We start from the raw sequence: 12,088 nt of genomic DNA, 5'->3' as shown, positions 1-12,088 counted from the left end.
CTATGTAAGAAATACAAGTAAACCTACTTATAGAACGAGCCTACCACAATGGGAAAAACACCCTTTTCTCTTGAAAATGTTTAAAAATATCGCTGATTCGCTAAAACCATTCATCAATATGGATCGAGTTAACTTTAATTCCACCGAAATCAATAATAGCAACACATGGGCAGGAGGAGAACTGCTTTCTACATTCTCCGCATTAGAGAAACTGGGTGGGCAAATGATGGACACTGGCTCTATTTCATCTTCAAAGAGCATTTTAGCGAATAATTCCGCTGCATTGGGCAGTCGAGGGAATCGAACTGGAGGCCCGCACAAAACGGCTTTTCCGGTCCCGGCTTCTTTAAAAACATTTCGTTTGCACACGCAGTTGATCTGGCGTGAAGAAGATTGAGGGATCATTGTGCATATCGATCAAATAGCCAGGCGGATAACTGTCTGGCTATTTTTATGTCTTATAAGACCCCCCAACCACAAAGCAGCCCCATACCCTCACTTTCCGCCGCATCCGGGAGTGAGATGCGTTATTCAGACGTAACCGAGTAAAGGGTTAGATTTTCAATAGTCAGGTGGAGCTTCTGCCTGGCTATTTTTGTGGGGCAAGAAAAAAGCCCCCGGGGTGAGACACGATCCTAGGAAGGGCAAACTGGAAAAGGTGTTTGACCGCATGCCTGCTCCTGAAGCCGCTCCCGACTGGCTGCGGAAAGAACAATATCAATCGGAAGCGCCAACTGGAAAGAAATCCTAAAAGCAGCTTAATAGTGGAAGTTGAATGGTTGCCGCTTTTCCTTAGAATCGATTTACCAGCCCAGCACGGTTTCCACCGCCTGCACGGTCACTTTGTCCGACATCTCTTCAATCTCCCGCTCAACCGCGTCTGGCACACTGGCCAGCAAATTATACCCTGTCATCCGCTCGATCTCATCAACGCTGACCCGGTAAGTACTCCAGGGCTGCTCACCGGCCGCATTGATGTTAGGCAGCCAAACCGCAATGACCCTGGTCTGAGCGTCGATCCGGTTGATATCATTACTGCCCACCGGTAGCACCACAATCACTTTCCAGAGTGCCGCCGGAACCGTCAGCTTGCCCTCGGCCAACGTATTGACCTTACCCTTATCACCCGTTCCGCCTTGGCCATAAGTACCCGCAATGATGTAGGCTTCGTTGCCTTCGCTGATCAGCTTACGGGTATAGGCTTCCAACCCATTCCAGCTTTCCCGGTTCAGGCGGGGCGCCTGGGGTACGATATTGGTCAGGATGAACGTCGACTGGTTTTCCTCGGCGGTGCTGTCGCGGTCGTCGGATGGACATAAATGGCCACGATCAAAGCCGGTATTGGTGTAATCAGCATGCCGGGCCTGATACCAACCAGAGGGCAGCGATTGATCCGGAATGAAGTTGCCGGCGTAGCGTTTGGCGGCTCCTTTCCAGGCGGCCGACAAATGCCAGCTTACCCAGTTGGCGATGCTGGTGCTGCGGTTATAGCTGAGCGAGTAAGCGGGCCGCTCGATGAGGTAGTTGGTTTCCTGATTGACACTGGCATGACTGGGGTTGCCCAGGGCCAAATTGGTCTTACGAGTGGGCAGGTAAGAATCGGGTTCCGGCTGCGCTTTTTTCGAGCAGGCCCAGACATTGATAAGCAGCAATAGGTAAAAAGCGATGCGGTTCATGGGGATAACTAGACATTCTCTGCCCAAATTAACGCATTTATTATTGAGCGCGTATGAGAGCGAAAAAAGCCCGGTCTTGCGGACCGGGCTGATTCTGATCCGTGTTCCTTTACTGCGGGCCATATTTCAGCTTCCAGTAGTACTTATTGGGGGAAGCATCCGAAAGCATTACCCATTCGTGATCTTGACTTGGTGAAGTTTTAAATTGTTCGTAGTAATAGCCTTTGCTGTCCAGAATGCCGATGTAGTAATCAATGTTCTTGGGCAATCGAACGACGAGCCCCCGGCGATCAGGATAGACCGTTGACGTAATATTGCCATTGAGATAGCCATGAATCTGCCCTTTGTAGGCTCCATTATAAAAGACCTTTACCGGGAAGGCCAATGGCGGGCAGAATTCCTGATGCCAAACCCCATTGAAAATAGTCACCAGTCTGGTTACGGAATCGGCGACCGGCTGGGGCCAGGGCACCATCCGTTCCAGGGGCACATTCGGCTTGGGCAGACCGCTATTGGTCCAGGGATTAGAAGAGCCTGTACCCGTTCCAGCTGTAATGGGCCCCGCCGTAACCGCACCAGTCCGGGCGGAAGAGTGAACTTGGGGAGCAACGGCCTGATCTTCTTTCTGGCAGGCGGCCAGGGAACCCAGCATCAGCAGGGCAAAAAGCAATCGTTTCATTCGGTAGCATGTTGTTTTAAGGTGATACATGCCACAAAGATGGGAAGCAACCCGACAGCCAAATCAGCAGCGGCAGCCTGGTAGGATAAAAAGACGGGTTCAGCCGCTCAAGTGAGGTAGTTCAAGGCTGAATAAGGGAATGGTAGAAGATCATCTTTTGCCCCAAGTCTTCATTTTCTGCTGCCACCCTCTGGTCAGGGAGTTTAAATATTTTGTGTGAAAAACGGCCAAATAGCCGGGCAGCATCACCGCCCGGCTATTTCTAAAACATTCCTCTTCCACAGCCTGTTAATGGTTCGTGGATATGGAAGAGGAGAAATACACAGAGAGTGTTCGAATAGCCAGGCAAGCCGTCTGGCTATTTTCATGGGCCAAATCCTCAGTTTACAGCAAAAACCATAAAGCCAGAGTGTTCGTAGGTATAAGTAGAATTAATTGAGTATAAGCACGCAATAGCCAGGTGGATACCACCTGGCTATTCTATTTGTGCCAAAAAAACCTACTATGTGGAGAGCAAAAAATAAACTGTTAGTAATCAGCTACTAATAATTATATCGACCTTTACAAACTGAATGCTGGCAGTAATTAATAAAGTCAGCCGATTGGCAAATCTAAAAAGGAGTTTTCCAAATCGGATGTTCAGCAGGAGTAATAGTCCTGAGGCACCAATCTTTCAGGAATAACTGCGTAGGCAGCCATGCTCTTGAGATCAATCTCAATCGTACGAGCAATGGTCGTTACCGGGGTATCAGTAGGCTGATTTTCAAAGGGGTCCTGTAACTGTATTGCACTTTTTTCAATTAAAATGAAGGCACAGGAGATAAGCGTAACCAACGGCACATCCAAGAAATAAAGATCGGCTTCGAAGCAGAAAGGTAATAATGCTGTGAAGAGGTAGATGAATACCTGCATGTTGAACGTATACGTACGAGGAAAAACTGTGTTTTTTATTCGTTCGCACCGGCCCATCGAATCTGTTAAATTATTCATTGTGTTGCTAAGCTGAACCATCTGATAATCGGTTAGTTGCGCATTATCATAGAGATTACGAGCGGCCAAACCATGATCAAGAAGCAAAGCATTTGGTATGTTAGCTGCTTTACTAATACGCCGGGCATCGTCCACACTAAGAAATTCCTCTAAGCGTGCGGTAACATCCTGCCCACGCAGCCTATCGCCTAGGGCATAGCACCAGGCACAATGCCGCTGAATAAACGTTTGAATAACGGCCTCTCTATCCGGCCCGCCTGAGACGAACATTTGAAGTTGACGGATGAAACTGCGGCTGTCGTTGGTAATAGCCCCCCAGGCGATACGGGCTTCCCACCATCGCTCATAAGATTGATTGGTGCGGAAGGCCAGTAAAAGCGCAATACAAGTACCGAGTAGAACTGGAATAGCTATAGGAATAATCAGAAACCAAAGATTGAAAACCAGCTTGATGACGACAATCAGGTTTGCAAACAGAAAAACAAAAAAAGCCTCCCGTCGGATGTTGCGGATAAAAAAGGCAATGGAAATTTTTTTATTAAGAAGCATCAATTTAGTTAATAAAAGAGGATGGAGGTTCTTTCGAATAGTATGGGTTATGAATTAGCCACCTCTCCCCATAAACTGCCCGGCATCCGGAAGTTTTTCAATGGATTTTTACTTGTTTTCCAACCAAGTGTCTAGATTGTTAGTAGCTGACAGGAAAAATTCACCTAAAGTCTTTTTCCCGACTTCTATCTTTTTAGCCGCCGGCCTAGCTTCTCTAAACCTATGCGCATAGGGGCCAGCAACACGTTTCGCCGGTATCAGGTTTGCTATTGCTTAAAAGCCATTCGTAAAACAATAGGGGTGGAAAATCCCTCAGATCCGGCGGATCCCATCCATGGATTGGTTCAAAAGGAAGAAACGGTATGGCTGCATCCTGATCATGTCGGATTGATAGGGCCATATCACCTCCCCATTTTTAAAGGTCCACTATAAAGCCAGGGATTGCTCTACGCTAACATTTAGTATGAAAGTCCGGTGATCGCATGAACGCCGGCTCGAACAGACACATCCAACCTTCTGCCAACCCATTGGTATATATTAATGCCTGCGGCTTCAACCGCATCCGTGTTTTCACCTTGCTGAAGCGGAACTTTCAGACCCGGGATTTGGACTGCAACCCGGCACACAAATCCATTTTTTGTTTGGATAAACAGAGAATCAAAGAAAATGGTCATAATTGGGTACCCTCTACTTTTAACGATGTTCGTATGAATTGTGGAATTAAATCAGTTCGTTTACCGGCCTGCTCGTAGGTTAAATGCAATAATGTGGAGGCCATACCACGTACCAGATAAGGCATTTTGTCTGATGGAATGGGGCGAAGCGTTACATTTCGACGCTGCTTATGGGTCATTTTTAACATTTCAGTCAGGTTTAAACACAAAAGATTAGACACGATCAGCCTGAAGCCAATCAATGACCTCCTGGGTGGAGTTAAAATTTTGGACAGTTTGATGTTCACGGCTTTTGGTTGCCCCTTCGGCCAACTCCATTAAAGTGGACACTCTACAGGTGAATACCTCTCTATCCTGGTTTTCTTGCCGGGCAGAACTACCCTGAACTAGTATTAACTCAACAGCTCCCTGTTCCGGCTGGTTTTTATTATAAAATAGTAGCTCGACGGAGCTACGTCCTGCGTGATTTATTTCACCCAATATCTGATTTTCCGCAATCGATTTCGGCTGGTTAGCTCACCGATTGCCCACTTAAGTAATAGTTTCATAGCCTTGAATTAAATTAACGTAATTGTTTTTACAGGGTAGGGCCATACAAGGGGTTATCTGACGGGAAATAAGGGGGCATAAATTCATTCCATTTTTCCTCAAGGGCCAAATAAATATCAAAAGCTTGTCCTAAACCGGGCAAATTGCTATTGCGGGCTTTTCTAAATGGCAGATCCGCTACTACATAATTTTTCGCTGTACTATCTTCAAATTGCTCGGTAATACTTAACGGTTGACCAAACTTAAATCCTGCCAAAGAACTCACGGCTGTATCGGCGTGAAGGCGGTGGTACGAGTGACGGCCGGCATCGTCATAGACAAAAAAACTCAAGTTGATTAGCATGGTAACTTGGCAGAAGTGAAAAGGCATTCTATTGCGTTTCTGTACGGTACTCGATCAATTCCATTCTAAAGTCAGCAACTGAATTTTAGCTCAGGGAACTATTTGTCCACCAAATAGTCACCAACGAAAGAAAGTGGTGCCATGAATTCATACCTGATCCGCGTTTTTCAAGCACTGGTTGTTTCTGGTCGACGACAGGGCGAAAGATTTTTCGCCAATCGCCAATAATGCCCAAAGCCCATGTTAATACAGGAGGGGATGTTATAGTTTGAAAAGGTAATAATACCATAGCTGCTAAAATTTAAGATGTTGCATTTGTCTTATACAAATGGATAGAATATCTCAACGCGTTGAGGTATTCCTGTCAGGCACATCCAAAATGGAATTCGCCAGTAAGCAGTAATAAAGCGCTATGACAGATTAACGGTCGACCCGGTGAAGGAGGGATAAGGGGCCGTCGAAGAGGTGTAGCTACTTATCAAACAGTTTATTTTCAGTTTAGTTGCCGGTAGCGGTCTTTATTTTGAATACCCTGAAGTATTGTACTATTTTCCAGACATGATGAACTATCGTGTCTACTTACCACGTTGTTAGTTCATAACCTCTGCTCTAGAATTGCATTGGAGCTTACCTGTTAACGCTTCGTTTTCTGCACATTATCACCGGCGAAGATCGACCGATGCCTGTTAATTTTTAACAATCAAGTTCATCGTTGCACCTATAAGGTTTTTTACTGCCTTTTCCTTATTCTCTTTAACCCGGTGGGTGATTGAATACAATCGGTTCCTGGTCCAAAATCCATTACGATGCCCCAAAAGAACCGAACTAATCCGCCCGCCGAGGCTGATCACAGTCTCATCAGCAAAACGCTGGCTATTGTGAGTGGAAAATGGCGCTTGTTTATTATTCTAAGGGTAGGTGAAGGCACACTGCGCTTCACTCATTTCCGTGAGCACTTGCCGGCCATCAGTGAAAAAGTGCTGGCGGGCGAGCTAAAAGCACTCGTGGCTCTGAAGGTCTTAAACCGCAAGGTCTATGCTGAAATTCCGCCCCGGGTCGAATACACACTAACCAAAAAAGGCCGATTAGCCTTGCCCTTGCTGTGGCAATTACTGGAAGTCGGCCGGATTTTTACTTGACGTTAACTCATGCAACTCAAATTCAATAATACCACCCGGTCCCAGTTTTTCTCTACTGCCCGGCAGCGAGTCGATGCTTACTTTAAAGAGCGGGGCCTTTCACCCCACGCCAATAGCGCCATGTGGATCAAAACCGGTTTCTTTTTGAGCGGTTTCGGGCTACTTTACGGTCTGATCCTATCCAATCAATTTGGTCCATGGATCCTGTTAGCTCTAGCCATCGGGCTGGGGATGTTTACTGCTTTCATCGGTTTTAATATTTCCCATGATGCCCTGCACGGCGCCTTTTCATCCCGTGGCTGGGTCAACCGGCTGCTGGGAGCAACCTTCTATTTAGCCGGTGCCAACCCCTATGTCTGGAAAATTACCCACAACGTCGTCCACCATACCTACACCAATATTCCCGGCCACGACGAAGACATTGAAATTGCGCCGGGGTTAATTCGGGTCGACCCCGACGAGCCGGTTCGTCCCTGGCAGCGTTTTCAGCAGTGGTATGCATTCGCGTTGTATTCGCTGGCCTCCCTCTCCTGGGTGTTTACCAAAGACTACCTGAAATTCTTTAAATCAACAATTGGTCAACAGGATAACTCATCGCACCCCCGAAGCGAATACGTCATGCTGTTTGTCACCAAAGCCGCCTACTACTTTTTCTTCTTAATTCTGCCTTATCTGGTCCTTGACCTGACCGGGTGGCAGATCGCGCTTGGTTTCATCACCATGCATCTGGTAGAAGGTCTGGTGCTGGGGTTGGTTTTTCAGTTAGCCCACGTGGTGGAAGGTACTTTGTTTCCGGTTCCGACTACAGGCATAGGGATTCGGGAGGCCTGGGCGGTGCACCAACTCCGGACAACGGCTAATTTCGCTCCCCGTTCGGCCCTGGCGGCTTTTTTCTGCGGGGGACTGAACCGTCAGATTGAACACCACCTGTTTCCGAAAGTCTGCCATATTCACTACCCGGCTATTACCGCCATTGTGAAGCAGACCGCCCATGATTTTGATCTGCCTTACCTGGAGAATCCCACGTTTTTTTCGGCGCTTCAATCCCATTATCGGCTCCTGAAACAGTTAGGTAGGCGTTCTGAGGCTTGATCCGCATAGGAAAGCCAGCCGACAACCGGGTCTGGAAGGCAAATGTTCGAAGGCCATCCGTTGAAATTTTTCATCGGCCCCACGATTGATCAATCTTCCAGAAAAGAGCCTGACCAGGGTTATGGTGTGAGGGTCGATACGGCAAATTTGCCCGGTAAGCACGGTGGTTTTTTGAAAAAGGGTATTCATTTTTATTTACCAGTATGGCAATCCACGTCGCTCTCGATCACCATACCCAGTACGACTATGATCGAATGGTTTTTCTGTCGCCCCACCTGATCCGGCTCAAACCAGCCGCTCATACCAAGGCCGTCATTGAATCGTATTTGCTCACGGTCGAACCGAAAGGTCACGAACTTCACTGGCAACAGGACCCCTTTGGCAATTTTATAGCCCGGGTCGATTTCTCTGAGGCGGTGCAAAGCTTGATCATCAAGGTTCGAATTGAGGCTAGCCTGGAACCGGTTAATCCATTCGACTTCTTCGTGGATCCGGAAGCCGCATCGTTTCCGTTCGACTATGACGCCCCACTTAAAAGCGATCTGGCACCTTATCTGCAAAGTTCGACGCCCGGGCCTTTTTTATGCGAGTGGCTCCGCCGGATTGATCGAACCCGGCGTGACACAGTGGGCTTTCTGATCCAGCTTAACCAACAGCTTTATCAGGCCATTACCTACCAGGAACGCCTACAAGCGGGCGTACAAACCCCTGAAGAAACTCTGCATCAGGCAACAGGCTCGTGTCGGGATTCGGGCTGGCTGCTAGTACAGATTCTGCGGCAGTTAGGCTTAGCCGCCCGCTTTGTGTCGGGCTATCTGGCTCAGGTGGCTGCCGATGAACCGGCTACCCCGTTTACGGCCGAAAACTCAGCGGCTTTGCACGCCTGGGCCGAAGTGTACATCCCCGGAGCAGGCTGGATTGGTCTTGATCCTACCTCGGGGATGCTGGTCACCGAAGGTCACATTCCGCTGGCCAGTACTTCACTACCGTCAGCGGCAGCGCCCGTAACGGGTACCAGTGATGTCAGTGATGTTCTTTTAACCCACCATACGACCCTGGCTCGGCTATCCTAAGGAAGCATCCTAGCCGTCTGGGGCAGTTTTTTCACCATTATCTGCCTGCTGGTCAGCAGTGCAATTGCTAATTTCACCCATTAATATGAATGTTATCACCGAGCAGATGAAAAGCTGCCTGCACCGGGTCCATGAACTCATGGATTCACCTGCCTTTCACCGGGATTCCAGCGAAACGGATCTTTGGAAAGCCCCCTTTGGCGAACTGATCATGACCGTCGATGATTTATTGCGGCACTCCCGGGCTGCAGGCCAGCAAATTGATTTTACCGAAGCAGTAGGGGTCCATGGAAAGGTTCAGGATATTACCTCTCTGATTAGGTGGATGCGCTCCTGCTTTCCTGAACAGGTTGCTGACCTACTCAGCCAATTACCAAACAGCCGACTCAACCGCTACTTTGATCGAGGCAATGGTTATTTTGCCAATGGCAGTTTTTTTACCACGGACTACGACGACGAGTTGGCGTTTTTCATCGATGATCAACGAATCTACCTGAAACACCATATTAAACGATTGGTTTATGAAGTGGAAGCCTATCATGCTTAGTGTAAGATTCCTCCAGTTCCGCAGGAATTTTCTGGGGAAGTCAATCTATTTTTTCTAAATTATTTTTGTTTTAGGTCACTCCTGCCAGGTTGCACCTGGCAGGATTATAAACTGATTCCACCCGAAGTCGGCGTTGAAACCCGGCAGGGCGTTGAAGTCAGTATATCATTGGTGCTACACCGGGAGGACTACAGGCAGGTGCTGAAATTGCTACTGGAACTGGCGGGGAGGGATAAGAAGAATGAAAAGTACAAACCGATTCGGGCAATTATAGAACGGCGGGATTAGGCCAAATAGCGATCCTTGCACCATGGTCAGAAAATTAAATTTCCAGTTTTATTTTGGCAGATGGGCAATTAACTCGACTTCCAATTTTGCTTCACTCATGTAAAGTCTTGATACCTGAACCCAAGTTGCCGCTGGAAAATCTCCATTATAAAAAGCTTTTCTTACGGAGTTGTATGTTTTCATTGCTTCAATATCCGTAGTGTACAAATTTTCTTTTACTACATTTTGAAAAGTCGCGCCATAACTTTTTAACGATTTTGCCAAAGCCTGATAAACTTGTCCTATTCCATCTGGTGTAACGTTTGTTGCCACTGCGCCCGAAATGTATAGAACGTTGTCTACTTTTAATACCTGTACATATCCGGCGGTAGTATCTTGTTTGGAAGGGGTATCCCAATGCCATTTTTCTTTTTTAAAGCTATTGTTTTGCGAATAGCAGATGAAGGTTGTAGAAGCAAAAAATAGAAACAATATAATTTTCATGAGTTTATACGTGTGAATTATGTTAAGAAATTATAGATAGAAAAAGACCGTTTCTGATTAGAAGTACACCTTCGAATTATTATATATGTCAACATTCTTTCCATCTTTTGACCGCTTTTCTTAACCATTCAGGAGCGCCCTCCATTGATGGTATTTTGCCTTTGTTTTCAGAGGTTAACTGTATCGCTCGAAACTCCATCTCGGATAGTATAGGAACGTTCCATTGCGCTCGTTCTTCGTCCGTAGTGTTGGGATCAACGTCCCATAATCGATAACGAACACCGTCAGGGACAAGTTGAGTGCCATATTTTTGAGGCTTTCCTTGGTATATAAACCAACGATCTAAAGCAGCCACGGCTAGCCATTTGCCCGCATGGTTGCCTGATTCAACACTTTTCAAGGCCCATAGGTGTGCAGACCAAATTTCATCTACAGTGTCTCCGTGTTGAAAAATTAAGGCAGCGTGATAGTAATCTTGAGCAGTAATCACCTGCCTTTCTTCAATCATTATTTGTACCTGCTTGCGTCGTTCTTTGTCACGTTTTCGTAAGGAGCGATATTCAGCTGTATCAACCTCTGGGTGATTCAATCGTTCCTCCTGATCAGCTATAAAAAGTTTACGTAACTCATTATTCATCCTAAATTTTCTGTTTTATAAGTACCGCTATGTTGCCCAAATTACAGAAAACCGCAAATAGTATACTAGTTTATCAAATTGTGGCTTTCATCCGTCCGAAATCGGCTTTTCAGCAATCGGTTAGGTACCGCCAGGCAATGACCTGCGGATTTTCTGAAATCGGTGTCTATCAGTATGAATTGATAGAATCAACGCTGGCGAACTCAGGCTTTAAATGTGTGCCAGAATCACCTTTAAAAGGTAGACTTTGTTATATTTGAAACGCGACCAGCAGCGCAAGGGGGCATTACCGGAGTATCTGGTATTGGGTTCAAAGATAAATTTACCTTCGGGGCGGGCAAATCTCGATTCAGACACAGGAAGGGCGATTTTAAAAAGGTAATTTTACCTTCTCCCATTGAGTGGGAGTTGCGTTAACCAAACTATCCAAAAAACGGAGGTATGATTAAACGGCTAAAAGTGAAGAATTATACTGTTATTTTTCAACTATAGTCAATTAGTTGACAAGTAATCATTTAGTTAGTATCACCCTATTGTCTAATTATTTCTTCTAAATTCTGTAATCACCTATTGAAATTATCAGATTAAATAATTGCTTACTTTTACCTCTTAATTTACATTGATATGTTATCCCTCGTTTGGCCCGATCCAGGCGGGGGATTTTGTTTGGTTAGCATTCATAAATTTCATTTACAAGCTGCGCGCTCAGTTGATTCCTGCTGACCAGGCAACTGAGCACTTTTAGGGCTTCATAATAGGAAAACGATTTTTTACAATTACCAGGCTTTTCGCCAAGATACTTTTGTCTTGCCATCTGACGCAAAAGCCTGAACATTCTACTCACCAATTCATCAGTCATTACGTCAGGCTTAAGCAGGATGGCACGAAATCAACCAATCATTTCACAAAGGCAAAAACAATGTTTACTTCTGACCAAATCAAGCAAGCGCACAGCCAAGTTAAATCCGGCGCTGACTTCCCGGCTTACATTCAGGAAATAAAAGTCTTGGGCGTTACTAATTATGAATCATTTGTGACCGACGGCCACACTGACTATCAAGGGGCCAACGATCAACTGGTGAAATCACCCGCAAAATATACCCCTTTATCCGTTGCTGACTCCTCTGATATTGACCAGTTCAAGGCCGATTTGAAAGCGCACCAGCAGGGTAAAACCGACTATTACACGTTTTGTAAGGAGTGCGCTAAATCTGGCATCGAAAAATGGATCGTTGACATAGTGATGATGACTTGCACGTATTATGATAGAGCCGGTAACGAAATTCTGGTTGAAGAAATCCCTTCTTAAGTAAATTAGGTTTTGTTGTCGGTCTAGATTCTCTTTAAACCGGCAGCAAAACGTGTGATT

General features: G+C 46.2%; 12 protein-coding genes. 6 read left to right on the top strand and 6 right to left on the bottom strand.

What is annotated here, in order from left to right; all coding sequences use genetic code 11:
* Positions 1-70 precede the first annotated feature (70 nt).
* Positions 71-397: a hypothetical protein gene (locus ACYVHX_RS21165; RefSeq protein WP_460673686.1), complete on the top strand. Its 327-nt coding sequence runs from the start codon at positions 71-73 to the stop codon at positions 395-397.
* A gap of 406 nt (positions 398-803) precedes the next feature.
* Here the strand turns inward: ACYVHX_RS21165 and ACYVHX_RS21160 are convergent, their stop codons facing one another.
* The 4 genes from ACYVHX_RS21160 to ACYVHX_RS21145 form a co-directional block, all read right to left on the bottom strand.
* Positions 804-1,676 (bottom strand): DNA/RNA non-specific endonuclease, encoded by an 873-nt coding sequence (locus ACYVHX_RS21160; protein WP_460673685.1) that lies wholly within the window; start codon positions 1,674-1,676, stop codon positions 804-806.
* Between the two features lie 109 nt (positions 1,677-1,785).
* Entirely contained in the window at positions 1,786-2,355 is a 570-nt protein-coding gene (locus ACYVHX_RS21155) for a hypothetical protein (protein WP_460673684.1), read from the bottom strand.
* Positions 2,356-2,994: 639 nt separating this feature from the next.
* A complete protein-coding gene (locus ACYVHX_RS21150) occupies positions 2,995-3,894 on the bottom strand; it encodes a bestrophin family protein (RefSeq protein ID WP_460673683.1) in 900 nt (299 codons plus the stop codon).
* A gap of 1,251 nt (positions 3,895-5,145) precedes the next feature.
* Positions 5,146-5,460: a hypothetical protein gene (locus ACYVHX_RS21145; RefSeq protein ID WP_460673682.1), complete on the bottom strand. Its 315-nt coding sequence runs from the start codon at positions 5,458-5,460 to the stop codon at positions 5,146-5,148.
* A gap of 806 nt (positions 5,461-6,266) precedes the next feature.
* Between ACYVHX_RS21145 and ACYVHX_RS21140 the strand changes: the two genes are divergently transcribed.
* From ACYVHX_RS21140 to ACYVHX_RS21125, 4 genes are all read left to right on the top strand, one after another.
* Positions 6,267-6,599, top strand: a complete 333-nt coding sequence (locus ACYVHX_RS21140; protein WP_460673681.1) for a winged helix-turn-helix transcriptional regulator — start codon at positions 6,267-6,269, stop codon at positions 6,597-6,599.
* A 9-nt stretch (positions 6,600-6,608) separates the two neighbouring features.
* Positions 6,609-7,691 carry a fatty acid desaturase family protein gene (locus tag ACYVHX_RS21135; RefSeq protein ID WP_460673680.1) on the top strand — a complete coding sequence of 361 codons (1,083 nt, stop codon included), beginning with the start codon at positions 6,609-6,611 and terminating at the stop codon, positions 7,689-7,691.
* A 203-nt stretch (positions 7,692-7,894) separates the two neighbouring features.
* On the top strand, positions 7,895-8,764 hold the full coding sequence (locus ACYVHX_RS21130; protein WP_460673679.1) for a transglutaminase family protein: 870 nt from the start codon (positions 7,895-7,897) through the stop codon (positions 8,762-8,764).
* Positions 8,765-8,849: 85 nt separating this feature from the next.
* Entirely contained in the window at positions 8,850-9,311 is a 462-nt protein-coding gene (locus tag ACYVHX_RS21125; RefSeq protein WP_460673678.1) for a hypothetical protein, read from the top strand.
* Positions 9,312-9,647: 336 nt separating this feature from the next.
* Here the strand turns inward: ACYVHX_RS21125 and ACYVHX_RS21120 are convergent, their stop codons facing one another.
* Both ACYVHX_RS21120 and ACYVHX_RS21115 read right to left on the bottom strand, forming a co-directional pair.
* Entirely contained in the window at positions 9,648-10,082 is a 435-nt protein-coding gene (locus tag ACYVHX_RS21120) for a RidA family protein (protein WP_460673677.1), read from the bottom strand.
* Between the two features lie 88 nt (positions 10,083-10,170).
* Entirely contained in the window at positions 10,171-10,719 is a 549-nt protein-coding gene (locus ACYVHX_RS21115; RefSeq protein ID WP_460673676.1) for a hypothetical protein, read from the bottom strand.
* A 919-nt stretch (positions 10,720-11,638) separates the two neighbouring features.
* Between ACYVHX_RS21115 and ACYVHX_RS21110 the strand changes: the two genes are divergently transcribed.
* Positions 11,639-12,028 (top strand): DUF1398 domain-containing protein, encoded by a 390-nt coding sequence (locus ACYVHX_RS21110; protein WP_460673675.1) that lies wholly within the window; start codon positions 11,639-11,641, stop codon positions 12,026-12,028.
* The last annotated feature ends 60 nt before the right edge of the window (positions 12,029-12,088 follow it).

Source organism: Larkinella ripae (genome assembly GCF_054780775.1).
Note: the sequence above shows the minus strand (reverse complement) of the source record. Positions and strands in the feature narration are given on the sequence as shown.